The sequence below is a fragment of the Streptomyces synnematoformans genome, assembly GCF_039531005.1.
In the GTDB taxonomy this organism is placed as follows: domain Bacteria; phylum Actinomycetota; class Actinomycetes; order Streptomycetales; family Streptomycetaceae; genus Streptomyces; species Streptomyces synnematoformans.
On sequence record NZ_BAAAPF010000030.1, the window covers coordinates 13,267 to 37,534 of the forward strand.

21 protein-coding genes are annotated in these 24,268 nt (G+C 73.7%); 10 read left to right on the forward strand and 11 right to left on the reverse strand.

Annotated elements, in window-relative coordinates; translation table 11 throughout:
* Positions 1–120: 120 nt before the first annotated feature.
* Genes ABD317_RS08240 through ABD317_RS08250 form a run of 3 tightly spaced genes read left to right on the forward strand, consistent with a single transcriptional unit; the run spans position 121 to position 3,808 of the window.
* Positions 121–954, forward strand: coding sequence for a hypothetical protein (locus tag ABD317_RS08240; RefSeq protein ID WP_344289131.1), 834 nt, complete (start codon positions 121–123; stop codon positions 952–954).
* A 41-nt stretch (positions 955–995) separates the two neighbouring features.
* The gene (locus ABD317_RS08245; protein ID WP_344289132.1) at positions 996–3,008 is read left to right on the forward strand and encodes a fumarate reductase/succinate dehydrogenase flavoprotein subunit; all 2,013 of its coding nucleotides are present in this window, start codon (positions 996–998) and stop codon (positions 3,006–3,008) included.
* Positions 3,005–3,808 carry a succinate dehydrogenase/fumarate reductase iron-sulfur subunit gene (locus tag ABD317_RS08250; protein WP_344289133.1) on the forward strand — a complete coding sequence of 268 codons (804 nt, stop codon included), beginning with the start codon at positions 3,005–3,007 and terminating at the stop codon, positions 3,806–3,808. Before ABD317_RS08245 ends, ABD317_RS08250 begins: the two co-directional genes overlap by 4 nt.
* A 167-nt stretch (positions 3,809–3,975) precedes the next feature.
* Here ABD317_RS08250 and tnpB read toward each other — a convergent pair whose 3' ends face one another.
* Complete coding sequence (gene tnpB / locus ABD317_RS08255; RefSeq protein WP_344289134.1) at positions 3,976–5,424, reverse strand: IS607 family element RNA-guided endonuclease TnpB; 1,449 nt, start codon at positions 5,422–5,424, stop codon at positions 3,976–3,978.
* Positions 5,421–5,996: an IS607 family transposase gene (locus ABD317_RS08260; protein ID WP_344289135.1), complete on the reverse strand. Its 576-nt coding sequence runs from the start codon at positions 5,994–5,996 to the stop codon at positions 5,421–5,423. Before ABD317_RS08260 ends, tnpB begins: the two co-directional genes overlap by 4 nt.
* 55 nt (positions 5,997–6,051) lie before the next feature.
* On the opposite strand from ABD317_RS08260, the gene dacB reads away from it, so the two are divergent.
* The 5 genes from dacB (at position 6,052) to ABD317_RS08285 (ending at position 11,085) form a co-directional block, all read left to right on the forward strand.
* Positions 6,052–7,629, forward strand: coding sequence for a D-alanyl-D-alanine carboxypeptidase/D-alanyl-D-alanine endopeptidase (gene dacB, locus ABD317_RS08265; protein WP_344289136.1), 1,578 nt, complete (start codon positions 6,052–6,054; stop codon positions 7,627–7,629).
* A gap of 109 nt (positions 7,630–7,738) precedes the next feature.
* Complete coding sequence (locus ABD317_RS08270; protein ID WP_344289137.1) at positions 7,739–8,089, forward strand: DUF6247 family protein; 351 nt, start codon at positions 7,739–7,741, stop codon at positions 8,087–8,089.
* The gene (locus tag ABD317_RS08275; protein ID WP_344289138.1) at positions 8,086–8,349 is read left to right on the forward strand and encodes a hypothetical protein; all 264 of its coding nucleotides are present in this window, start codon (positions 8,086–8,088) and stop codon (positions 8,347–8,349) included. The genes ABD317_RS08270 and ABD317_RS08275 overlap by 4 nt, the downstream gene beginning before the upstream one ends.
* Before the next feature lie 451 nt (positions 8,350–8,800).
* Positions 8,801–10,537 (forward strand): TPM domain-containing protein, encoded by a 1,737-nt coding sequence (locus tag ABD317_RS08280; protein WP_344289139.1) that lies wholly within the window; start codon positions 8,801–8,803, stop codon positions 10,535–10,537.
* A 59-nt stretch (positions 10,538–10,596) separates the two neighbouring features.
* Entirely contained in the window at positions 10,597–11,085 is a 489-nt protein-coding gene (locus tag ABD317_RS08285; protein ID WP_344289140.1) for a PspA/IM30 family protein, read from the forward strand.
* 48 nt (positions 11,086–11,133) lie between these two features.
* Here ABD317_RS08285 and ABD317_RS08290 read toward each other — a convergent pair whose 3' ends face one another.
* The 5 genes from ABD317_RS08290 to mgtE form a co-directional block, all read right to left on the reverse strand.
* A complete protein-coding gene (locus ABD317_RS08290) occupies positions 11,134–13,659 on the reverse strand; it encodes a SpoIIE family protein phosphatase (RefSeq protein ID WP_344289141.1) in 2,526 nt (841 codons plus the stop codon).
* 214 nt (positions 13,660–13,873) lie between these two features.
* Positions 13,874–14,389, reverse strand: coding sequence for an ATP-binding protein (locus tag ABD317_RS08295; RefSeq protein WP_344289142.1), 516 nt, complete (start codon positions 14,387–14,389; stop codon positions 13,874–13,876).
* A 105-nt stretch (positions 14,390–14,494) separates the two neighbouring features.
* Positions 14,495–14,686: a hypothetical protein gene (locus ABD317_RS08300; protein ID WP_027754424.1), complete on the reverse strand. Its 192-nt coding sequence runs from the start codon at positions 14,684–14,686 to the stop codon at positions 14,495–14,497.
* A 202-nt stretch (positions 14,687–14,888) separates the two neighbouring features.
* Complete coding sequence (locus ABD317_RS08305; protein ID WP_344289143.1) at positions 14,889–15,641, reverse strand: GntR family transcriptional regulator; 753 nt, start codon at positions 15,639–15,641, stop codon at positions 14,889–14,891.
* A 190-nt stretch (positions 15,642–15,831) separates the two neighbouring features.
* A complete protein-coding gene (mgtE, locus tag ABD317_RS08310) occupies positions 15,832–17,166 on the reverse strand; it encodes a magnesium transporter (protein WP_344289144.1) in 1,335 nt (444 codons plus the stop codon).
* A 181-nt stretch (positions 17,167–17,347) separates the two neighbouring features.
* Here mgtE and ABD317_RS08315 point away from each other — a divergent pair, with 181 nt between their 5' ends.
* Positions 17,348–18,772, forward strand: coding sequence for a glycoside hydrolase family 18 protein (locus ABD317_RS08315; RefSeq protein ID WP_425582309.1), 1,425 nt, complete (start codon positions 17,348–17,350; stop codon positions 18,770–18,772).
* A 141-nt stretch (positions 18,773–18,913) separates the two neighbouring features.
* A complete protein-coding gene (locus ABD317_RS08320) occupies positions 18,914–19,675 on the forward strand; it encodes a MerR family transcriptional regulator (RefSeq protein ID WP_344289145.1) in 762 nt (253 codons plus the stop codon).
* Positions 19,676–19,843: 168 nt separating this feature from the next.
* Here ABD317_RS08320 and ABD317_RS08325 read toward each other — a convergent pair whose 3' ends face one another.
* From ABD317_RS08325 to ABD317_RS08340, 4 genes are all read right to left on the reverse strand, one after another.
* Positions 19,844–21,178, reverse strand: coding sequence for an FtsX-like permease family protein (locus ABD317_RS08325; protein ID WP_344289146.1), 1,335 nt, complete (start codon positions 21,176–21,178; stop codon positions 19,844–19,846).
* 2 nt (positions 21,179–21,180) lie between these two features.
* Complete coding sequence (locus tag ABD317_RS08330; protein WP_344289147.1) at positions 21,181–22,041, reverse strand: ABC transporter ATP-binding protein; 861 nt, start codon at positions 22,039–22,041, stop codon at positions 21,181–21,183.
* Between the two features lie 144 nt (positions 22,042–22,185).
* The gene (locus ABD317_RS08335) at positions 22,186–22,644 is read right to left on the reverse strand and encodes an RrF2 family transcriptional regulator (protein WP_344289148.1); all 459 of its coding nucleotides are present in this window, start codon (positions 22,642–22,644) and stop codon (positions 22,186–22,188) included.
* A 37-nt stretch (positions 22,645–22,681) separates the two neighbouring features.
* Positions 22,682–24,232, reverse strand: a complete 1,551-nt coding sequence (locus ABD317_RS08340; protein ID WP_344289150.1) for a sensor histidine kinase — start codon at positions 24,230–24,232, stop codon at positions 22,682–22,684.
* Between the last annotated feature and the right edge of the window lie 36 nt (positions 24,233–24,268).

Consider the following 24,268-nt stretch of genomic DNA (forward strand, 5'->3'; position numbering starts at 1 on the left):
CGTACCCGCACGGCAGGACCACCGCGTCCACCCGCGCACCGGGGCCGCCGTCAGGCCCCGGCCCGCCGCAGCACCCCGTCCGTCCACGACCCCACTACCACCGTCCCGCCGGAGAAGACCTTGGCCACCGGAACAACCGAACGACCGCCCAGCCCCGACCAGCCGGGCGGTGTCCGCGCCCCCGGTCGCGCCGCCATCAAGGCGCGCCATCTCCGCACCGACCGCTGGTGGGTGCAGCCGACCGCCACCGTCGCCGGGCTGATGGCGTTCATCATCTACTCGGCGTGGCGCGCCCTCATCAACGACGACTACTACGCGGCGCCCTACGTCTCACCGTTCTACTCGCCCTGCCTCGGCTCCGACTGTGTCGACATGAAGGGCGGACCGAACGTCGCGCTCTTCGGCGACTGGTGGTTCATGTCCCCGGCGGCCATCATCCTGATCTTCCCGCTGGGCTTCCGCTTCACGTGTTACTACTACCGCAAGTCGTACTACCGTAGCTTCTGGGCGTCGCCGCCCTCCTGCGCCGTCGCCGAGCCGCACAAGACGTACACCGGCGAGAACCGTTTCCCGCTCATCCTGCAGAACCTGCACCGGTACTTCTTCTACGCGGCGCTCGTGGTCGCCGCGATCCTCACGTACGACGCGATCCTCGGCTTCCGCAACAGCGACTACGAGTGGGGCCACGTGGGCCTCGGCACCCTCGTACTCTGGGCCAACGTCGTGCTCATCTGGCTCTACACCCTCTCGTGCCACTCCTGCCGGCACATCGTCGGCGGCCGGCTCCGGCACTTCTCCAAGCACCCGGTGCGCTACCGCGCGTGGGGCTGGGTGGGCAAGCTCAACGCGCGCCACGCGCAGCTGGCCTGGGCGTCCCTGATCAGCGTGGGGCTCGCCGACTTCTACGTGTTCCTGCTGGCCAGCGGCGCGTTCGACGACCCGATGCTGTTCTGAGCAGCAGTGAGCCGACCGATGGGAAAGGCGAAGCACAGAAAATGACGCAAGTCGAACGGCAGCAGTGGGACGTCGTCGTGGTCGGTGCCGGGGGCGCCGGGCTGCGGGCGGCGATCGAGGCCCGGGAGCAGGGACTGCGCACCGCCGTGATCTGCAAGTCGCTCTTCGGCAAGGCCCACACGGTGATGGCCGAGGGCGGCATCGCCGCCAGCATGGGCAACGTCAACGCGGGCGACAACTGGCAGGTGCACTTCCGCGACACGATGCGCGGGGGCAAGTTCCTCAACAGCTGGCGGATGGCCGAGCTGCACGCGAAGGAGTCGCCGGACCGCGTCTGGGAGCTGGAGACCTGGGGCGCGCTCTTCGACCGCACCGGGGACGGCAAGATCTCCCAGCGCAACTTCGGCGGCCACGAGTACCCGCGCCTCGCCCACGTCGGCGACCGCACCGGGCTCGAACTGATCCGTACCCTGCAGCAGAAGGTCGTCGCCCTGCAGCAGGAGGACTTCAAGGCCGACGGGGACTACGAGTCCCGGATCAAGGTCTTCCAGGAGTGCACGGTCACGCGGATCCTGAAGGCGCCCGACGGCCGGGTCTCCGGCGTGTTCTGCTACGAGCGCGAGTCCGGCCGGTTCTTCGTGATCGAGGCGCCCTCGGTGGTGCTGGCGACCGGCGGCATCGGCAAGTCGTTCAAGGTGACGTCCAACTCCTGGGAGTACACCGGCGACGGGCACGCGCTCGCGCTGCTTGCCGGGGCGTCGCTGATCAACATGGAGTTCGTCCAGTTCCACCCCACCGGCATGGTCTGGCCGCCCTCGGTCAAGGGCATCCTTGTCACCGAGTCGGTCCGTGGTGACGGCGGCGTCCTGCGCAACAGCGAGGGCAAACGTTTCATGTTCGACTACATCCCGGACGTGTTCAAGGAGAAGTACGCCCAGAGCGAGGACGAGGGCGACCGCTGGTACGAGGACCCGGACAACAACCGGCGCCCGCCCGAGCTGCTGCCCCGCGACGAGGTGGCCCGCGCCATCAACTCCGAGGTCAAGGCCGGCCGCGGCTCCCCGCACGGCGGCGTGTTCCTCGACGTCTCCTCCCGGCTCCCCGCCGAGGAGATCAAGCGCCGGCTGCCCTCCATGCACCACCAGTTCAAGGAGCTGGCGGACGTCGACATCACCGCCGAGCCGATGGAGGTCGGCCCCACCTGCCACTACGTGATGGGCGGCGTCGACGTCGACCCGGACACGGCGGCGGCGGTGGGCGTGCCCGGCCTGTTCGCGGCGGGCGAGGTCGCCGGCGGCATGCACGGCTCCAACCGCCTCGGCGGCAACTCCCTGTCGGACCTGCTGGTCTTCGGCCGCCGCGCCGGGCTGCACGCGGCCGAGTACGCGCGCGACGCCGGCGGTTCCGGCGCCGGGCGCGCGGAGGTCGACGAGGAGCAGATCGCGGCGGCGTCGGCGGAGGCGCTGCGCCCGTTCAGCGCGGAGGCCGGCGCCGATGCCGGTGCCACCGGCGGCGAGGCGGCCGGGGAGGCCGGGGAGGCGGACGGCGGGGGCGCCCGGCCGCCGGAGAACCCGTACACCCTCCACCAGGAGCTGCAGCAGGCCATGAACAACCTGGTCGGCATCATCCGGCGGGACGCCGAGATGAGCGAGGCGCTGACCCGCCTCGGCGACCTGCGGGTACGTGCCCGGCGCGCCGGCGTCGAGGGCCACCGGCAGTTCAACCCCGGCTGGCACCTCGCGCTCGACATGCGGAACATGCTGCTGGTCAGCGAGTGCGTCGCGCGCGCGGCCCGGGAGCGTACCGAGTCCCGCGGCGGCCACACCCGCGACGACTTCCCGGCCATGGACCGCGACTGGCGCAAGCAGAACCTGGTCTGCCGCCTCGCCGACCCGGCCGGCGGCGCCCTGCCCGCGGCCGACGTGCCCGATCCCGAGCGGGGCCAGATCCGGCTGGAGAAGCGCGAGACGCCGCCGATCCGGCCCGATCTGCTCGACCTCTTCGAGAAGGACGAGCTGGTGAAGTACCTGACGGACGAGGAGCTGACGGCGTGACCACCGCACCCACCACCGGCACGAGCACGGGCACGGGCTACACCGCCCGCTTCAAGGTCTGGCGCGGCGACGCCGAGGGCGGCGGCCTGGAGGACTTCGCGGTCGAGGTGAACGAGGGCGAGGTCGTCCTCGACATCATCCACAGGCTGCAGGCCACGCAGGCCCCGGACCTGGCCGTCCGCTGGAACTGCAAGGCGGGCAAGTGCGGCTCGTGCAGCGCGGAGATCAACGGCAGGCCGCGGCTGCTGTGCATGACCCGGATGTCGGTGTTCGAGCGGGACGAGACCATCACGGTCACCCCGCTGCGCGCCTTCCCCGTGGTCCGCGACCTGGTCACGAACGTGGGCTTCAACTACGAGAAGGCCCGCGAGGTCCCCTCGTTCGTGCCGCCGGAGAAGCTCGCGCCGGGCGAGTACCGGATGCAGCAGGAGGACGTGGACCGCTCGCAGGAGTTCCGCAAGTGCATCGAGTGCTTCCTGTGCCAGGACACGTGCCACGTGGTCCGCGACCACGAGGAGAACAAGCAGGCCTTCGCCGGCCCCCGCTTCCTCATGCGGGTCGCGGAGCTGGACATGCACCCGCTGGACGCGGCGGCGGACGAGGGCCTGGACCGCAAGACCACGGCGCAGGAGGAGCACGGGCTGGGCTACTGCAACATCACCAAGTGCTGCACGGAGGTCTGCCCGGAGAACATCAAGATCACCGACAACGCGCTGATCCCGCTCAAGGAGCGGGCGGTGGACCGTAAGTACGACCCGCTGGTGTGGCTGGGGAACAAGATCTTCCGCCGCAAGGAGTGAGGTCCGGGCATTGTCGGCCGGACCATTGACACGGGCGGCAAGGTACTTGTGGCCCGTGTCATCGGTCGGTCGGTCAGGTCACAGGTCACTGTCATGAGCAGATCCGTTGCCGAGACCGTAGTCAGGTCTCAGCAATCCGGGCATTTCGGCCCGGAAGGTCCGTCACATCACCAAAGCGTAAGGGCTTCGGCTTGAGTACGGTCTCCCGTTTCCGTCTGCCGCTGGTGCGGCTGGGTTGTGCCACCTGCCCGCCCCGCCCTGGCCTTGCGGCTGGGGCGGGTGGTGCGGGTCTTCTGGTCGGCTCCACAGGGCTTCGGCGCTTTCGCGCCCTGGTCTCCGGCCACTCCGGTACCAGTTGCTACGACTGCCGCGAGGGCGGCGAGGTTGCGGGCCGCGTTGTCGTCCCGGTCGATGACCAGGCCGCAGGCGTCGCATTCGTAGGTCCGGACGTGCAGCGGCAGCTTGGCTTTCACTTCGCCGCACCCGGAACAGGTTTTGGAGGAGGGGAACCACCGGTCGGCGGCCACGATGCGGCAGCCGTTCCGCTTGGTTTTATAGGTGAGCTGGCGGCGGATCTCTGCGAATCCAGCGTCGGCGATCCTGCGCGCCAGGCGCCGGTTGCGGAGCATCCCAGCGACGTTGAGGTCTTCGACCACGACCGTGCCGTACTCGGCCGTCACGGCGGTGGTGAGCTTGTGCAGGGCGTCGGCGCGGAGGTTCGCGACCCGATGGTGCACCCGGTTGCGGGCGGCATTGGCCTTCTCCCACCGCTTCGACGCCTTGCGTCCGGTGCGGCGGTCCGGGCCCTGGCGGCGGGACACGGTGCGCGAGGCCCGGCGCAGGAGCTTCAGGGCACGGTCCAGGTGCCCGGGGTTGGGAACCTCGCGGATCTCTCCGGTGCTGTCGGCCATGACCGCGAGCGTCTTCACCCCGAGGTCGATGCCGACCGCGATGCCGGGGCGGGTGACACGGTGGATTTCCCGCGCGGTCTCGACCTGGAAGGCGACGAACCAGCGTCCGCGTTCGTGCCGGACCGTCGCCGACAGGATCCGGACCGTCCCGGCTTGCACACGGCCCAGCAGCTTGACGGTGGGCTCGTGGACGCGGATCGTGCCCAGCCGGGGCAGCGTCACGTGCCGGCCGTCCGCCTCCACGCGGATCGCGCCGGTGGTGAACCGGCAGGCCAGACGCGCCTTCCTTTTCGACTTGAAACGGGGCATCCCCACCCGCTTGCCCTTGCGTTTACCGTTCTTCGACTTGGCGTAGTTGTCGAACGCGGCAGCAGCGTTCGCCAGGCCCGTACTGTACGCCTCCTTGGAATTCTCCTCCCACCACCCGGCAAACCGCGGGTCCGCATGCTTGGCCTCGTTGAACGCCTTGCGCAGCGCGGGCAGCGACCACGGCCGCCAATCCGTCAGCTCCGGCTCCGGGATGCCATACGTCTCCTCGGCGTGGCGCTGCCACCACGACGCCGTAACCCAGCCCACCGCCCAGTTGTACGCCGCGCGGGCCGCACCGCAGTGCGACCGAAGAGCCTGTTCCTGGCCAGCGCTCGGGTCCAGCGCGAACCGGAACGCCTGCACCACGAACCCGGGCTGCGGCTGGAACTTCTTCACTCGGCGTCCTTGCCGGTCGCCACAGCCACCGCGCGTTCAACGCGACTCTTCGCCGCGCGCCGCCCGTACAGGCGGGCACACATCGAGGTCAGCGCTTCGGTGATGTCCCGCACCAGGTCATCGGTGGTCTCTGCGGGGTCGAGAACGATCAGGCGCCGCCCAGACGCCGACATGACGGCTTCCAGGTGCTCAACACCGAACCGGGCCAGCCGATCACGGTGCTCGACCACGATCACGGCCGCTTCAGGGTCGGACAGGAGCCGGTGCAGCTTGCTCCGCCGCCCGTTCAGCCCCGAACCGACCTCGGTGACGATCTCCGCGACGGCCAAGCCCTGCCGGTTCGCACCGGCCACAACCCGGGCCGCCTGCCGTTCCAGATCGGTCTTCTGGTCACTGGAGGACACGCGGCAGTACGCCACCACACGCCCCGCCACCTGGACGACGGGCTCATCGACCAGCCACGTCCCAGACGGCGCCTGGCGGACAGGGACAGGCATCCTCCCGTCCTTCACCCACCGCCAAGCGGTTTGGTAGCTCACGCCCTGCTGACGCGCCCACTCCGAAAGCTTCACACGAACAAGATACACGACTACAAGCGACTACGTTTGACTAGAGAAAGCGGAGCAGTTGAACACCCCCGGAAGCCGGAAGTCATCAGCACGTACGTGGACTTGGCCCGCCGCCGCGACGGCGAGCCTCCTCGCCCTCGCCCTCGGCCTCGGCGGCGGCGCCCCCGCCGGGGCGGACCCCGACGACGACGGGCTCAAGCAGGCACTGGACAACGTCCTCGCCGACGAGCGGCTGGAGGGCGCGCTCGCGTCCGTCGTCGTGGCCGACGCGGCGAGCGGCGAGACGCTCTACGAGCACTCCGCCGCCACCCGGCTCATGCCCGCCTCCAACACCAAGCTGCCCACCTCCGCCGCGGCGATGGAGCTGCTGGGCCCCGACCACACCTGGCCCACGGACGTCCTCACCGCCCGGGGCGACCTGTACCTGCGCGGCAGCGGCGACCCCACGATGCTGGCCGCCGACTACGACGCGCTGGCCGCGAAGGTCGCGGCGGCCGGCGTGGACGAGGTCGACCGGCTCGTCGCCGACGACACCCGCTTCGACGCCGTACGCCTCGGCAACGGGTGGTCCGCCGACTACGAGTCGGACTACTACGCCATGCAGATCTCCGCGCTGACCGTGGCCCCCGACACGGACTACGACGCCGGAACGGTGGTCGTGGAGGCGTACCCCGGCAAACGGCCGGGCGCCCGGCCGAGGGTGAAGGTGACGCCGCCCACCGACTACGTGAAGATCGACAACCGCGGCCGCACGGTCCCGGAGGGCGAGCGCGACACGCTGGGCATCGCGCGCGAGCACGGCACGAACACCATCGTCGTCAGCGGGAACATCCCGGTGAAGGCGAACGCCACCAAGGAGTGGATCACGGTGTGGGAGCCGACCGGCTACGCGGCGGCGGTCTTCCGCGACGCGCTGGAGCGGCACGGGGTCGAGGTCGAGGGCAGGACGCGGCTGGGCCGGGCGACGCCGGAGCGGGCGCGCCCGGTGGCGAGCCACAGCTCGATGCCGCTGAAGGACCTGCTGATCCCGTTCATGAAGCTGTCCAACAACGGCCACGCGGAGGTGCTGACGAAGACGATCGGCGTGGAGACGGCGGACGCCGGCACCTGGGGCGCGGGCCTGCGCGGCGTCTCGTCGTACCTGACGTCGGTGGGCGTCGACACGTCCACCCTGCGCCAGGTCGACGGCTCGGGGCTGTCGCGGGGGAACATGATCCCGAGCCGGGAGTTCGTGAAGCTGCTGACGGCGGTCCAGGACGAGCCGTGGTTCGACACCTGGTACACGTCGCTGCCGGTGGCGTGCGACCCGGACCGCTTCGTGGGCGGCACGCTGCGGTCGCGCATGTGCGACACGCCGGCGGAGGGCAACGCGCGGGCGAAGACGGGGTCGCTGACGGGGGCGTCGGCGCTGTCGGGGTACGTGACGGACGCGGACGGCAGGGAGCTGGTGTTCAGCGTGGTGCTGAACAACTACCTGGCGGGTTCGGTGAAGGACATCGAGGACGCGGTGGTGACGACGCTGGCAGGGTACGGCGAGGGGTCACCGGAGACGGCGCCGTCGCCGTCGACACGGAGCGCGGAGCGCGGGGCGGACGCGGACGTGGAGTGCGCGTGGCTGAAGCCGCGGGGGTGCTGAGGACCACCCGTGCGGTTGGGCAAGTCGCCCGATGATCACGATAGTATGGCCCCGTGACCATGGTTCTGATGCCATGGTCACGGGGCCACCGCCGAGGAGACCGCCGCCCATGACCACAGCCCCGCTCGACCCCGCCGGGCCGACCGTCCCCATGCCCGACAAGACCCCCGCCGCGCTCCGCATCGCCGTCGCCCAGCTCGACCCGTCCGCCGTCGCCGCGTTCGATCAGCAGTGGAACGACGCGATCCGCCAGGCCCGGGACGAATACACCCTCACGCCGCCCCGCGCGTTCGTCGAACACTGGTGGTCATGGGTCGGCATCGCCCGATTCCCCGAACGGCTTGCCCGCTTCCGCGAGTGCCAGCGCATCGTCAGCGAGTCCGACGACCGCGCAGCGCGCCGAGCCGCTGCCGCCGAACTCGCCGCGCTCCTCGCCCAGACGGAGGCCGCCGCCGGGTGAGCGACTGGACCTGGGAGTACGAACCCGACGCCGAGAACGTCGTCGGCAGCCTGAGCAAGGCGCAGACGCAGGACGTCGAAGTGATCGCGCAGCGCATCGCCGACTCCGTCGGGGTCCGCCGCATCGGCAGGCCCTTCGACATCACCGAAGCCGCATCCAGAGTGCTGACATTCGCCGAGGGCCCCGTCATGGTCTGGTATCAGGAGGACTACCGCGACGGCGTCGTGCTGATCCTCCGCGCCCAGCACTTCGGCGCCTGACTTCCCTCGCGCGACCGAGCCCCCGGCCGGCCCGACGCGCGTCGTCCGCCCTGTGCCCGCCCCCCCTCGACCGCCGTTTCCCAACGGCCGGAGAGTGGGAGATCAGTGGGCGGGATGTCTGCGGATGAGGACGTTGGCGTCGCTGACGGGCAGTGCACGTTCGCGGTCATCGACCTGGCCGTGCGCAAGCCCTGGCGGCGGCGGGGCGTCGCCCGCCGGCTGCACACGTGCTGCCGGAGCCCGAGGCGGCGCCGGTGCGGGCCGCGTACGCCGCCTGGGGTACCGGAAGCTCGGCACGTCGCGGCCGGGGCCGGCGCGCCGGAGTACGGGGCGGTGATCCGTCTACGGGGAGGGCGCGCCGCCCTCCCGGATGCAGGGGGAGCGAAAGGCGCATAACCTCCCGTACAGGGCGTGCCGACCTGCGGCGCGTACCGGTGCGGGAGGCGCGCGCATGCGGATACGGCGGCTGGCTGCCCGGCTCACCGCGGCCGGGGCCCTCGCGCTTGTGCCCGTCGCCGCCGTGTCCGTCGCCATGACCGCATACGCCGTGCCCGCCGGCGCCCTCGGCGCGTCCGCCGAGAGCGACATCCGCGCCGCCGACTTCGTGGCGCCGGTCGCCGTCGCCGTCGCCGCCGTGGCCCTCGCCGTGTACGTCTACCGGAAACGGAAGCCCACCCCCCACGGCCCGGTGCACCTGCAGCCGGGCGGCCCGATCACACCCCCGCCCACCCCCCTCCCCGAACTCGACGCCCGCGCCAGGGAACTCCTCGTCGAGACCGACGACGCCGTCCGCACCAGCCGGGAGGAACTCGGCTTCGCCACCGCCCGCTCCGGCGAGGAGGCCGCCCGCCCCTTCGCCGACGCCGTCGACGCCGCGCAGGCCGAGCTGATCGCCGCCTTCCGCCTCCGGCAGGCCCTCGACGACGCGCGCCCCGAGGACGACGCCGCGCGCCGCGACATGCTGGACGAGATCGTCGCCCGGTGCACCGACGCCAACGCCCGCCTCGATGCCGAGGCCGACGCCTTCGACGGGCTGCGCGCGATGGTGTCGCGGGCGCCGGAGGTCCTCGCCGCCGCCGAGGAGGCCGCGCGGCGGCTCCCGGACCGTATCGGCGCCGCCGAGGGCACGCTCACCGCGCTGGCCGGCGCCTACGCCCCCGACTCGCTCGCCGCCGTCGCCGGCAACCCCGACGCCGCCCGCGACCGCCTGCAGTTCGCGACGGAGAACCTCACCCACGCCCGCGCCGCCCTCAGCGCCGACGTCCCCGTCACGACCGCCGTGCACGTCCGGGCCGCCGAGAGCGCCGTCGACCAGGCCGGCGCCCTCGCCGAGTTCGTCGGCCGGCGCGAGCGGGAGCTGGGCGCGGGCGCCGCGGTGCTCGCCGACGCGCTGCGCGACATCCGCGCGGACCTCGCGGACGCGCAGGGCGCGGTGCGGGGCACGGCCGCGGACGAGTCGAGCGCCGGTCTGCGGGACCGGGTCGCGCGGGCGCGGACGGTGCTGGCGGAGGTGGAGCGGGAGGCGTCCGGCGGCCCGCACGATCCGCTGTCCGCGCTGCGCCGCGTGGTGGAGGCGGACGCGGCGCTGGCGGGAGCGCCGGCCGCGGCCCGGGAGCGGCAGGAGGAGGGGGAGAGGGAGAGGGAGAGGGAGGAGGCCGAGCCGCGGGCGGGCCGGCTGCTGGACCGCGCGCTGGTCGGCGCGCACAGCTCGGTGGCCGCCGCCCGCGACTACGTCACCACCCGCCGCGGCGGCGTCGGCCCTGCGGCCCGTACCCGGCTGGGCGAGGCCGAGCGGCACCTGCGGCAGGCCGGCGAGCACGCCGGCACCGACCCGGCCGGCGCCCTCCGGCACGCGCTGCGCGCGGACGAACTGGGCCGCGAGGCGCACCGGCTCGCCGAGCAGGACGTCCACGGCTTCGACGGCTCGTACGGCGGCGGGCCCTTCGGCGGCCCGTACGGCGGCGACCACGGGCGCGAGGGCGAGGGAGAGGGCGAGGACAGCTGCGGGGGCGGGCGCGGGGGCATGGGCACGGGGATACTCGGCGGGATCATCCTCGGCGGCATGCTCGGCGGCGGATTCGGAGAGGGCGGTTCGGGGCGCGGCTTCGGGGGCGGCCTCGGCCGCGGCCCCGGGAGCTTCGGCGGCGGGGGTACCCGGAGGCGGATGGGCGGCGGCGGCCGCTTCTGAGGAGCAACGGACCCGGCGTACGCCCCGGAACGTACCCGCGACAGCCAAGGGAGACCCCGATGACCGGCAGGCAGACCATCCTCGGCCGTACCCTCCGGCTCGCCCGCGCCGACGTCGACGCCCTGGTCGACCGGGCCGAGGACCCGCAGCAGACGCTCGACCGGCTCGTCCGCGACTATTCCGACCACATCCGCGAAGCGGAGCGGGCCGCCGCCACCGCCCTCGGCAACCTGCGCCTGAGGGAGGCGGACCACCGGCGGGCCGCCGGGGCCGCCGACGAGTGGGGCGCCAAGGCCCGCGCCGCCGGCCGCAGGGCCGACGAGCTGCCCGCGGGCGTCGCCGCCGCGCTGGCCGGGACATTCGACGACCTGGCCCGTACGGCGCTGGAGCGGCAGACCACCGCCGAGAGCGCGGCGACGGCCGCCGAGCCGCTGATCGCCGCGCAGACGGAGGTGGTGGAGAGGCTGAAGCAGAACCTCGACGCGATGCGGGAGAAGCTGGCCGCCCTCGACTCCCGGCGCGACGCGGCACGGCCCGGCGTCGCCTGAGGGACGCCACCCGGACGCCGCCCGGGCGCCCCGCGCCGTGCTCGGTGCTCAGAACGCCGCCAGCAGCGCCTCCGCGTCCAGCTCCTTCTGCGGCTCGGTGCCCGGCAGCGCCAGCTCGAACCACACCGTCTTGCCGCGGTGCGTGCGCCTGCTGCCCCAGTTCTTGCTGAGCATGCTGACCAGCTGCAGCCCCCGCCCGCCCTCGTCGGTGTCCCGGGCGCGGCGGCGCCGCGGCTGGACCAGGTTGCTGTCCCACACCTCGCAGACCAGCGTGCGGTCCAGCAGCAGCCGGAGCCGTATCTCCGGCTCGCCGCCGCCGCTGCGGCCGCCCTCGCCGTGCCGGAGGGCGTTCGTCACCAGCTCGCTGACGAGCAGCTCGGTGGTGTCGATCAGCGGCTCCAGCTGCCAGGCGGCGAGCTGCGTGCGGGCGTGTTCGCGCGCGAGCGCGACCGAGCGGGGTTCCGCGGGCAGCCGCCAGTCGCCGACGGTGTCGGCGGGCAGCCCCCGGATACGGGCCGTCAACAGGGCGATGTCGTCCTCTCCGTGCCGGGTGTAGAGCGTGTCGAGCACGTGGTCGCAGACGTCCTCCAGCTGCTGCGCGGGGGCGGAGAGCGCCTTGCGCAGCTCCTCCAGGCCCTCGGCCAGGCCGTGGTCGCGGGACTCCACGAGGCCGTCGGTGTAGAGGGCGAGGAGCGCGCCGTCCGGCAGCTCGACGTCGACCTCCTCGAACGGCTCGCCGCCGACGCCGAGCGGCATGCCGGTCGGCACCTCCAGCAGCAGCGGCGGCTCGTCGGGTTCCACGACGACCGGCGGCAGGTGGCCGGCGTTGGCGATGGTGCAGCGCCGGGTGACCGCGTCGTAGACGACGTACACGCAGGTGGCGAGGTAGACCTCGGCGGAGACGCCGCCGAGGCCGGCGGCGATCTCGTCGAGGGCGGCGAGCACCTCGGCGGGCTCCAGGTCGAGCATGGCGAGGGTGCGTACGGCGGTGCGGAGTTCGCCCATGGCGACGGCGGCGCGGAGGCCGCGGCCCATGACGTCGCCGACGATGAGCGCGGTGCGGTGGCCGGGCAGCTCGATGACGTCGAACCAGTCGCCGCCGACCTCGGTGGCGGTGTTGCCGGGGAGGTAGCGGCAGGCGATGTCGAGGCCGGCGGCCTCGGGGTCGCCGGGCGGGAGCAGGCTGCGCTGGAGGATGAGGGCGCGGGAGTGCTCGCGGCGGTAGAGGCGGGCGTTGTCGATGCACACGGCGGCGCGGGCGGCGAGCTGTTCGCCGAGGGCGGCGTCGCGTTCGCCGAAGTCCTCGCTGCCGCGGGCGCGGGAGAACTGCACGAGCCCGACGACGGTGTCGCCCGCGACCAGCGGCACCGCGAGCGTCGTCTGCACCAGCCCGCCGTCGCCGTCGTCGGTGCCGCCGGGCACCCGGCGCACCTGGGCGGTGCGCAGCGCGGCGGCGTACGGGGAGTGGAACGGGAAGCGGTGGGTGGAGCCGACGGCGGTGCCGGGGGCGTCGGAGACGGCGCTGGCGAAGGCGACGCGGCGCAGCTCGGCGCTGCCGTCGGCGATGCCGGGGCGGCCTTCGTCGCCGTCGAGGAGGCTCTGGTAGACGTCGACGCAGGCCATGTCGCAGAACTGCGGGACGGTGACGCCGAGCAGCTCGCGGGCGGTGGTCTCCAGGTCGAGGGAGTTGCCGATGCGGGCGCCGGCCTCGTTGAGCAGGGCGAGGTTGCGGCGGGTGCTGGCGGCCTCGCTCTCGGCGCGGCGGCGGCGGGTGATGTCGGCGGCGATGGCGGCGACGCCCATGGGCCGGCCGGTGCTGCTGTGCACCCGGTACAGCGATATGGACCACCGCAGGCTGCCCACCTGGCCCTCGCGCGCGTCCGCCGCGCGGGCGGCGCTCTGCGGCTCCTCGGGGGCGGGGCCGAGGATCTGCATGTCGGTGACGGGCTCGCCGGTGTCGAGGACCTGCTTCAGGGCGGCGGTGACGCGCTCGGCCTCGGGGCGCGGCAGGTAGTCGCGGGGGGCGCGGCCGGAGTGGGAGGCGACGGTGCCGCCGAAGGCGGCGGCGAAGCGCTCGTTGACGCGTACGAGCCGGAGGTCGGTGCCGAACAGGAGGAAGCCCATCGGGGCTTGGCCGAAAACGGCCTGCGAGGCGGCGAGGTCGGTCTCGATGCGGCGGAGCGCGTACGCGTCGACGGCGACGCACAGCGCGCCGCGGGCGCCGTCGGCGCCGGTGGTGGGCATGACGTACAGCTCGGCGATCCCGTCGACGGCGGGGTGCTCGGCGCCGGCCGCGTCCGTCACCGCCGGTCTGCGGTACGGCAGCAGGCCGGTCCACTCCCGTCCGTCGAGGATCTCCGCGACCTTCTCCCCCACGTCCGCCCGCTGCTCTTCCGGAACCAGCGCCAGGACGGCGTCGCGACCCAGCACCTCGGCGGCGGGGATGCCGAGGAGTTCCTCGGCGCGGGCGCTCCACTGCTCGATGCGCCCGTCCGCGTCCAGGGCGAAGGAGGCCACCTGGATGTGGTCGTAGATAGAGCCCGGCGGACTGCTCTGCCAGAACGGTGCTCCCACGCGACCGCCCCCTTTGCTGATCCTGCACCGGGTACGCACCGCAGAGTATGCGGGAAGATCCGTATCCGGAACATGGTCGTCGGGTCACGGTTCGGAACGCCCCACCGCTTCCGGCCCGTCACCGCTGCGTCTGCGAAGTGGTGCCCGCACGGCACCCGGCGCTACGCCCCCGCGCGCCCCCTTCCGTACGCCGATGAAGCCTCCCCCGTACGTTCTAACCAGCGGACCCCAGCTCGAACCACACCGTCTTGCCCATTCCCGCGCGCTCGATGCCCCAGCGCAGCGCGACGGTGGCGACCAACTGCAGCCCCCGGCCGCCTTCCTCGTCGGGCGCGGCCGTACGCACCCGCGGCGGCACCGGCAGCGTGTCGGACACCTCGACGCGGATGGCGCCGCCGGCGTCGGATCCGCCGACGGCGTGCAGGCGCAGGCCGACGGGGCCGGAGGCGTAGCGCAGGGAGTTGGTGACCAGCTCGCTGACGAGCAGGACGGCGAGGTCGCTCACGGGGTCGAGGTGCCAGGTGCGCAGGGTGTCGCGGACGACGGCGCGGGCGGTGCGCACGCAGCCGGGGTCGGCGGGGAAGCTCCACTCGGCAGGTCCGGAAGAGCCGGAAGGGCCGGAAGGTCCCGAGGGGCCAGGGCCGGGGCCGGGGCCGGAGGGGCCGGCGAGGGGCGGCACGGGGGACAGGGGCGTCACGGCGGCGTGGCGGAGGAACGGAGGGTTGCTCACACCTACCACATCCCAGCGGAGTTCTGTCGGATTTGCCCGACTTGAGGGGAGTGGTAGTTACATACCCGTTCTGGTGTTAAATATCACCTACATGCGTATGCAAAGCTACGCGGAGTTGGCGGCGTCCCCGCCGCCGGCGCGCTCTACCCGGTATATCTGCCGCTGCCCCGCCGGTCCGAAACGGGAGACCACGCTCTCGGCCTCGGCGCGCGTGGCGTAGCGGCCGACGCGGTAGCGGTTGCCGTTCCCGTCCTCGCGGACGACGACCCACGGGCGTGCGGCACCGCTGTCGCCCATAAGCCCCACCCCCAGGAGTGTCCGTCCAGGGCGCGTCCGCACGGCTCTCGCCCGGCCGCCCTGCTTGCCTGCCGAATATGCCAGAGCTTACGCCCGGCATTCACTCCCCGCATACGGCTTTACACGAGAAGTGCCTTTCTCGGCCGGAAGTTCGAATCGGGGAGGAGAAGAGAGCCCGGGGGCACGGCTCCCCGGGGCCGGGCTAGCGGACCGGCAGGTGGTAGCTGACGCGGTAGCGGTCGGCCGGAACGATCACGTCCGCCGTCTCGACCGCCCGCCCCGAGGCGTAGAACGTCCGCTGGATGCACAGCACCGGCTGCCCCGGCACCGCGCCGAGCGCCTGCGCCTCCTCGGCCAGCCCCGGGCGGGTGCCGACCTCCTCCACGACGTTGTCCACGACGACGTCGATCGCCGCCATCCGCTCCACCACCCCGCGCCCGGCCAGCGGCCCCTCCTCGGGCAGCAGCACGGGCGTGCGGCCGGTGAGGGCCAGCGGCTCCCAGGAGGTGGACAGCAGCACGGGCTCGCCGGCCGAGCGGAAGACGTAGCGGGTGCGCATCACCGGCTCGCCCGCGGCCAGCTGGAGCCGGGCGGCGACGTCCGCGCCGGCGCGCTCCTGTGCGCTGCGCGAGTCCCAGGAGCCGTCGACCGACTCGTCGGCCTGCTCCTGCCGGAAGGGGGTGACGTCGCCGAGGCCGCGGTAGCCCGTACGGACCAGCCGGTGCGGCTCGGGGCGCGCGCGTACGTACGTGCCGGACCCGGACCGGCCCTCGACCAGCCCCTCGGCCATCAGCACCTTGCGCGCCTCCAGCGCGACGGTGTCCGAGACCCCGTACAGCCGGCGGATACGGGCCTGCGAGGGCAGCCGCGCATGCGGGGGCAGCTCGCCGCTGACGATCTTCCGGCGCAGATCCGCGGCGACCCGGAGATAGGCGGGCTGCTCACCTAGAGGCACCGATTCTCCACACCCCCGTCGCCGCGGTCGCCGTCCCAGCCCACGCCATCCTTGGCCTGCACCGTTCCGGCCTCAACACGGGCGAAAGCCTGGCAACCGGCGGCCCGGCCCGCAACCCCGGGGGAGAGCTTGACGCACCGCGTCCGGCACCCCGGCGTACGCGGCGGCCTCCGGGGGTACGCCCGCGCACTCAGAGGCCCAGCACCGCACGGGCGATGAGGAAGTAGATCACCAGCCCCGTGGCGTCGACCAGCGTGGTCACCAGCGGGGCCGAGATCACCGCCGGGTCGATGCCCAGCTGCCGGGCCAGCAGCGGCATCGCGGAGCCGACCACCGCCGCCCAGGAGCAGATCAGCACCAGCGACAGCGACACGGTCACCGCGATCCGGCCGTCGGTCATGACCGTCGCCAGCACCATGCCCACGACGCCGAGCCCGACGCCGAGGAGGAAGCCCACCCGGCACTCCCGCCACGCCACCCGGGCCACGTCGCCGGTCCGCAGCTCGCCGACCGCGATCGCGCGCACCGCGGCCGTCGCGGCCTGGGCGCCGACGTTTCCGCCGGTGCCGACGAGCAGCGGGATGAACACCGCCAGCGCGGTCACCTCCGCCAGCTCCCCCTCGAACGCCTGCAGCACGCCGGCGGTGAGGGTGGCGGCGAGGATGAGGAGGAACAGCCAGATGATGCGGGCGCGGGCGAGCCGGAAGACCCCGACCGACAGGTAGTGGCCCTCCACCGGCTCGGCGCCGGCCTGCCGGGCCACGTCCTCGGTGTCCGCCTCCTCGATCAGCTCGATGGCGTCGTCGACCGTCAGGATGCCGACGACCCGCTCCTCGCTGTCCACGACGGGCAGGCCGAGGAGGTTGGCCTCCTGCATCAGGCGGGCGGCGGTCTCGGCGTTGTCCGTGGCGTAGACCCGCGGGAACTCCGTGTCCACCAGTTCGATGAGGGGGCGCGCCGGCGGGGCCAGCACCACCTCCCGCAGGGAGGCGACGCCGACCAGGTGCCGGCGGTCGTCCACGACCGGCAGCGTGTAGACGGTCTCGGCGTCCGGGCCGACGCGGCGCACCCGGTCCAGCGCCTCGGCGACGGTGGAGCGCTCCTTCAGCAGCACCAGCTCCGGCGACATGTACCGGCCGACGGCGTCCTGTTCGTACCCGAGCAGCGGGGCGGTCAGGGCACGCTCGCGGGAGCTGAGGCCGGCCAGCACGCGCTGGGCGAAGTTGGCGGGCGCCTCGCCGAGCAGCCGGGCGCGGTCGTCGGGGTCCATCTCCTCGACGACGTGCCGGAAGGTCTGGTCGCGCAGCCCTTCGAGGATCTTCTGCTGGTCGACCGCGTCCAGTTCCTCGAAGACCTCGACCGCGCGGTCCTTCGCCAGCAGCCGGAAGCAGAAGACGGCCGTGACCTCGTCGGCGCGGGCGAGTTCGTCGGCGACGACGTGCGGGGGGTGGTCGGCGAGCCACTGCTGCAGCCCGGCGACGTCGTTGCCGTCGAGGAGGTCGCCGAGGCCGGTGTCCGCGGTCATGCCCGTACCTCCCGCCGCGACCCGACGCTGTCCGGATTCACCCTAGATCGTGCCGATCACCCGTGCTGAGCAGGGTCGTACCGCCGGGTGCGCCGCCGTACGAACCCTTGACCCCTATTGGTCTAGGCCAATAGCGTTCGGCGCGCCGAGAGAAGCGCGATCTCCCGAGAAGAGGGTTTCCATGCACCGAAGACTCGTGCGCCGCCTGGCCGTGGCCGGCTGTGCGCTGTCCCTCCTGGTCACCCCCGGCCTGACCACGGCCGGCGCCACCGCCGCGACCCCCGACGAAGCCTCCGCCGCCGCGGGCCGGCACGGCGGTCACGGCGGTCACGGCAGCCACGGCGGTCACCACGGACACGGAGGTCACCACGGTCACGGCGGACACGGCGACCGGGACGAGGCCCGGCGCGTCGGCTACTTCACCCAGTGGGGTACCAGGGACCGCGGCTTCCTCGTCAAGGACCTCGTCACCAACGGCACCGCCGCGCGGCTGACGCACCTCAACTACGCCTTCGGCAACGTCAGCCCCGACGGCACGTGCTTCGAGGACACCATCGAGGGCGAAGGCGACGCCTACACCGACTACCAGCGCGGGATGACCGCCGCCGAGTCCGTCGACGGCCGGGCCGACTCGCCGCGCCAGCGGCTCGCCGGCAACTTCAACCAGCTCCGCGAACTGAAGGCCCGGTACCCGGACCTGAAGGTCATGATGTCGCTGGGCGGCTGGGCCTGGTCGACGCACTTCTCCGACGCGGTGCGCACGCCCGAGTCGCGCCGGGAGTTCGTGTCGTCCTGCATCGACCTGTTCATCAAGGGCAACCTGCCGCGCGTCGACGGCCGCGGCGGCCCCCGCAGCGCGGCGGGCGTCTTCGACGGCATCGACCTGGACTGGGAGTGGCCCAACTACCCCGGTGACGCCGACACCGTCTACCGCCCCGAGGACAAGGAGAACTTCACCGCGCTGGTCAAGGAGTTCCGGCGGCAGCTCGACCGGGCCGAGCGCGGGCGTCCCGGCCGCGACCGGCACCTGCTGCTGACGGCGTTCCTGCCGGCCAGCGTCCACGCCATCGACGCGGGCTACGAGACCCGCAAGCTCTTCCCTTACCTCGACTACGCCACCCTCCAGGGCTACGACCTGCACGGCGCCTGGGAGAAGAACACCAACCAGCAGTCCGCGATCCACTCCCCCGACGACAGCCTGCAGCAGGTCGTCGACGACTGGCTGCAGCGCGGCGCGCCGCGCCACAAGCTGGTCCTCGGCATCCCGTTCTACGGCCGCGGCTGGCAGGGCGTCGAGGGCGGCGGCGACGGCTACCACCAGCCGGCCGCGGGCGCGGCGCCGGGCACGTGGGAGGCGGGCTTCGAGGACTACAAGGTCCTGAAGCAGTTCGCGGCCTCGGGCGCGTACGAGGTGTACCGCGACCGGAGGAACGGCCACGCATGGCTGTTCGACGGCAGCACGTTCTGGACGTACGACGACCCGGGGGTCGTCGCCCAGAAGGCCGAGTACATCGACGACCGCGACCTGGGCGGCGCGATGGTCTGGTCCCTGGACGGCGACGACGACGGGGAGCTGTTCCGGGTGCTGGACCGCCGGCTGGACTGAGCCACCGCCCCGGCCTCGTCCGCGAACCGCGCCGGCGCCCCGCGCCCTCCGGGATTGACCTTGACGCAACGTCAACTTCTACGGTGGTCCCACCGGCCGGCCGGCCGGTCCCCGCCCTTCGGACGAGGAGCGCGCACCGCCATGGAGTGGTCCATCCAGGAGATCGCCCGCACCGCGGGCACCACCAGCCGCACCCTGCGCCACTACGGCGAGGTGGGGCTGCTCCGCCCCAGCCGCGTCGCGGCCAACGGCTACCGCTACTACGACGCGCACGCCCTCGTCCGGCTGCAGCGCATCCTGCTCCTCCGCGAACTCGGCCTCGGCCTCCCGGCCATCGCCGAGGCGCTCGACGGCGACCGCGGCCCCGCGGACACCGCGGCCGCGCTCGACGCGCACCTGGAGCTGCTGGAGCAGGAGCGGCGGCGCATCGGCCGGCAGATCGCATCGGTGCAGACGACGCTGCGGAAGCTGAGGGAAGGTGAGCCGCTGATGGCGGACGAGGTGCTCGACGGATTCGACCACACCCGGTACGAGGAGGAGGTCACACGGCGCTGGGGGAAGGCCGCGTACGAGCGGGGCGACCGGTGGTGGCGCTCGCTGAGCGAGGCGGAGCGGCGCGGGTTCCAGCGCCGCCAGCGCGACATCGCCGACGACTTCGCCGCCGCGCACGCCGCCGGCGAGTCGCCGGACGGCGTGGCGGCGCAGGAGATCACGCGGCGCCAGTACGAGTGGATCAGCGCGGGCTGGCAGGGGCGGGAGCCGTCGGCGGAGGCGTTCGCGGGGCTGGGGCAGATGTACGTGGACGACCCGCGGTTCACCGCGCACTACGACGCGCACGGGGAGGGCACGGCGGAGTTCGTACGGGACGCGATGCGCGTGTACGCGGACCGCAACCTGGCCTAGCGGGCGGCGGCTGTCCGTGGGCACCCAGGCCCGTGGGCACCCGGGCGCACAGGCCCGTGTGCCGTACGCCGCGCACCACCCGCCCCGCCCTACCCGCCCGCGGATGGCCTCGCGCCCGCGCCGAAGGGCCCGTCGACCCCGTCGACGGGCCCTTCCCCACGCCCCCGCTCACGCCGCCAGCGCGACCGTCTCGACCGCCGGCGTGCGCAGCACCCGCCGCGCGGTGCCCAGCGCGGTGGCCAGCGTCGCCGCCGCGGCCACCCCGGCGACCGCCGCCCAGATCCCGTACCCGGCCTCCGGCAGCACGTGGTCCGTACGGGCCACCGTGAAGGGCACGATCCCGGCCACCGCGGCCAGCGTCCCGAAGAACACCCCGGTCACCGTCAGCAGCAGCCCCTCCAGGCCGACCCCCGCCAGCACCTGGCCGGGCGTCGCGCCGGCCAGCCGCTGCTGGCCGAACTCGCGGCTGCGGTACGAGGTCGCCGCGTACAGCGTGTTGACCAGCATCACGCAGGCGAAGACGGCGATGATCCCGACGACCACGAAGTTCAGCGTCTCCAGGTTCTTGTCGTCGACCGACCGCGTCAGCCCGGCGGCCTCGATGTGGTCGTTCTCGACGGACTGCATGTACAGCGTCGCGACCGAGATGCCCACGAAGAGGACCATCGGCATCAGCACCCCGGACAGCTGCGCGGCCCGCTGCCGCAGCCCGTGCACCGTCAGGTAGCCGCTGCCCCCGCCGAACGCCGTCAGCACCCCGCCGGCCAGCCGCAGCAGCCCGCCGAGCAGCGCCGGCGAGAAGGCCGCGAAGCCGACGGACAGCAGGATCGCCCCGTACGCCGGCGGCGCCATGGCCTCCGGGCCCGCGTCGCCCATGGCGAAGCCGGTCAGGCACAGCCCCGCGCCCAGCCCCAGCGCGGCGTAGCCGCCCCAGGTGCGCAGCCGGCGCCGCGGGGCCCGCCCCGCACGCGCCCTGCCGGCCCGCCGCACCGCGAGGAACGCGGCGCCCACCGACGCCAGCAGCGTGATGTCGATGCCCGACATCAGCGCGACGGTGCCGAAGGCGTGGTCGACGTCGTCCGCGACCTGCCCGCTGTCCTGGAACATGTCCAGCAGGATTCGCCCGCCGACCATGCCGGGCACGATCGCCAGCAGCGCCCCGGCGAGGGCGACGACCGCCGCCTCGCCGACGACCATCCTGGTGATCTGCGCCGGCGTCGCGCCGGTGGAGCGCAGCAGGTCGATCTCGTCGGTGCGCTGCCGTACGGCGACCGTGAGGGTGGAGGCGACGGCGAAGAACACCAGCAGCGAGCCGTAGCCGCCGACGACCATCGCGGCCGTGGACAGCGACTCCGCGCTGGTGTCGTCGACGCCGTCGGCGCCCGCGGTGTCGAGCAGCGAGTTGAACATCATGATGATCGTCGCGCCGAGGAAGGCCGACAGGAGCGTGGCGGCGAAGCGGCCGGGCCGCTGCCGGATCGAGCGCATGGCCAGCGAGAACATGATCAGGCCCCCATCGGTGCGGTGCGCGGGGCGCCGGGCTGCTGGGCGCCGGACTGCGGGGCGCCGGCCTCGTACATGTCGCCGAGGTGCGTCATCCGCTCCGCGACGGCGTCGGCGGTCGGCGCGTTCATCTGCCCCACCAGCCGGCCGTCGGCCAGGAACAGGACCGCGTCGGCGTACGAGGCGGCCACGGGGTCGTGCGTCACCATCACCACGGTGCGGCGGTCGACCCGCACGGTCTCCTGCAGCAGGCCCAGCACGTCGCGTGCGCTGCGGGTGTCGAGCGCGCCGGTCGGCTCGTCCGCGAAGACCACGCTCGGCGCCGCGACGAGCGCCCGGGCGATGGCGACGCGCTGCCGCTGACCGCCGGAGAGCTGGTCGGGCCGGTGCCGCATCCGGTCGGCGAGGCCGACGCGGGCCAGCACCTCGCGCACCCGGGCGCGGTCCACGCGGCGGCCGGCGAGCTTCAGCGGCAGCACGGTGTTCTGCGCGACGTTCAGCGTGGGCAGCAGGTTGTACTGCTGGAAGACGAACCCGATCCGCTCCCGGCGGAACTTCGTCAGCGCCGTCTCGCTGCCCGCGGTCATCTCCGCGCCGTCGACCATGACCACGCCGCTGTCCGGCCGGTCCAGGCCCGCGGCGCACTGCAGCAGCGTCGACTTCCCGGAGCCGGAGGGGCCCATCACGGCGGTGAAGGACCCGGCCGGGAGGCTCAGCGTCACCCCGTCGAGCGCGGTGACGGCCGCCTCCTCGGCGCCCCCGGTGCCGTAGACCTTGGTCACCTTGACCAGTCGCAGCGCCTCGTGCGGCGCGCTCCCGGCGGCGGGACCGGCGGGCCCGCGGCGCTCGTTGCGTCCGAACATCGTCTTCACCCCTCGTCATCGCGGCACTCCCTGTGCCTGACAACGAAGCTACGGACGGTGACGGACGCGGGCACTGGGCGCACGACCCCAATGCGGGGTGGTGTTACGTACACCCCCGCCGGGGCCCCGCGTGCGGCTACGGCGTCAGGGGTTCGTCCACGCGTCGGGGTCCTCCGCCAGCTCGTGCACGTAGCCCGGCAGCCGGGCCGACGCCACGTCCGCGAGGGTGACCTCCCCGAGGATCCTGCGTACGTTCACGCGCAGCGCGATCCACAGCGGCAGCAGCGACTCCGCCGGCCCCACGTACGACAGCTCCGGCGGCCGGGCGCCGCGCACCGACACCAGCGGGCCCTCCACCACCCGGATGACGTCGGCGATGGTGATCTCGTCGGCGGCCGCGGCGAGCCGGTAGCCGCCCCGGCCGCCGCGCTGGCTGACCACCAGCCGGCCGCGGCGCATGTCGCCGAGGATGCCCTCCAGGAACTTGTGCGGAATGCCCTGCGCGTCCGCGATGGCCTCCGCCTTGACCGGGGCGTCCGCCGTCGCCGCTGCCAGCTCCAGGGCCGCGCGCACCGCGTAGTCTGCTCGTGCCGAGATCCGCATGCCGGTCATTATGTCTGCATGGCGCCGTCCCGCTCTGTCAGGGGCATGCGCGTCCCCCGTCCCCGGCCGGGCGTTCCCCCGCCGTGCGGGGCGCGTTCGCCCCGGGCCGCGCGCCCGGGAGCGGGATCACCGCGCGGACCCGGTAGCCGCCGCGGGGGCGCGGGGCGGCGTGGAGCGTACCGCCGTAGACCGCCAGCCGTTCGCGCAGGCCGATGAGGCCCCGGCCGCTGCCGGCCGCGGCGCGGGCGGTGGGCGGGCCGCCGGTGTCCGTGACCTCGACGCGCAGCTCACCGGGTGCGTGCGCGACGGAGACGGCGCCGGAGGAGCTGACGACGTGCTTGACGGCGTTCGTCAGCGCCTCCTGCACCACGCGGTACGCGGCGAGGTCGACGCCCGCCGGCAGCGGGGCCTCCGGGGCGCCGGTCACCGACAGCGCCACGGGCACGCCGGTGTCGCGCACCCGGCCGGCCAGGGCGGCCAGTTGGCCGAGGCCGGGCTGGGGGGCGAGGTGGACGGCGAGCGCGGGGTCGGGGGCGGCGGGGGTGCGCGCGCGGCGGGCGGGGGGACCCGCGCCGCCGGGCGGCCCGGGGGACGCCCCGGGGGGCGTCTCCGTCGGCGGGCCGGACAGCGGGTCGGTCATGGGATCGGTCATGGGGTCCGCCGCCGGTCCCGCCGGGTCCGCCGGGCGCGCCGCCGCCATCGTCAGCAGCCCCATCACGTGCCGCAGCTCCGCCATCGCCGTCCGCCCGCCGTCCTCCACCGCCCGCATCGCCTCCCGCGCCTGCTCCGGCGAGGTGTCCAGCACCTTGCGGGCCGCGCCGGCCTGGATCGTCATCATGCTGACGTTGTGCGTGACGACGTCGTGCAGCTCGCGCGCGATCCGCGACCGCTCCTGGTCCACGGCCAGCCGCGTCGCCGCCTCCTGCTCCTCCTGCAGGGCGCGGACGCGCTGCTGCCAGGTGTGGATCGCGTTCGCGGCCAGCGCGATCGGCAGCAGCACCAGCAGCGGTACGAACCCGCGCCCCAGCTCCGGCACCACCCCCGATGCCGCGAACAGCGGCACCCCGGCGAGCAGGCTCGCCAGCGCGCTCCTGCGGTGCGGGCTGTACATCGCCGCGCTGTACGCGGCGACCACCCCGGCGGCGAACGCGAACGCCGTCGCCCCGCGCGCGACCTCGCCCAGGTGGAACGAGAGGACCGCGGCGAGCACCGCCCAGAACGCGGCGAGCGGGTAGCGCCGCCGTACCGCCAGCGGCACGGCGGCCAGCGCCCCGAGGACCAGCTCCCAGCCCTGCGCGGGCGGCAGCACGTGCTCGACGACGGCCGGCCCCGGGTACCGCACGTCGACCGGCGGCTCCCCGGGCCGCTGCGCCGGCGGCACCGGCGGCTCCCACCACGGCTCCCCGGCCCGGGGCCCCGCCAGCTCCGGCAGGCCGGGCGGCGGCGGGGCGAGGGCCTCCCCCTGCGGGGCGTCCTGGCGCTCCTCGTAGTAGGAACGGTCGAGGTCGGCGACGACGGTGCCGACGGCGAGCACGAGGGCGAGGGCGACGTCGGCGGTCCAGGCCCACCGGGAGAGCCGCGGGGGCACGCGCCCGCCGCCGGCCGGCCCGCCGGGCTCGCTGCG

Coding starts and splice junctions, on each gene's coding strand:
- ABD317_RS08300 (WP_027754424.1), bottom strand. CDS start 14,686: ATGGGCGACAGCGGTGCCGCACGCCCGTGGGTCGTCGTCCGCGAGGAC.
- mgtE (WP_344289144.1), bottom strand. CDS start 17,166: ATGACCGCGGACACCGGCCTCGGCGACCTCCTCGACGGCAACGACGTC.
- ABD317_RS08325 (WP_344289146.1), bottom strand. CDS start 21,178: ATGTTCTCGCTGGCCATGCGCTCGATCCGGCAGCGGCCCGGCCGCTTC.
- ABD317_RS08285 (WP_344289140.1), top strand. CDS start 10,597: ATGACCGGCAGGCAGACCATCCTCGGCCGTACCCTCCGGCTCGCCCGC.
- ABD317_RS08280 (WP_344289139.1), top strand. CDS start 8,801: ATGCGGATACGGCGGCTGGCTGCCCGGCTCACCGCGGCCGGGGCCCTC.
- ABD317_RS08315 (WP_425582309.1), top strand. CDS start 17,348: ATGCACCGAAGACTCGTGCGCCGCCTGGCCGTGGCCGGCTGTGCGCTG.
- ABD317_RS08335 (WP_344289148.1), bottom strand. CDS start 22,644: ATGCGGATCTCGGCACGAGCAGACTACGCGGTGCGCGCGGCCCTGGAG.
- ABD317_RS08320 (WP_344289145.1), top strand. CDS start 18,914: ATGGAGTGGTCCATCCAGGAGATCGCCCGCACCGCGGGCACCACCAGC.
- ABD317_RS08245 (WP_344289132.1), top strand. CDS start 996: ATGACGCAAGTCGAACGGCAGCAGTGGGACGTCGTCGTGGTCGGTGCC.
- ABD317_RS08330 (WP_344289147.1), bottom strand. CDS start 22,041: ATGTTCGGACGCAACGAGCGCCGCGGGCCCGCCGGTCCCGCCGCCGGG.
- ABD317_RS08270 (WP_344289137.1), top strand. CDS start 7,739: ATGACCACAGCCCCGCTCGACCCCGCCGGGCCGACCGTCCCCATGCCC.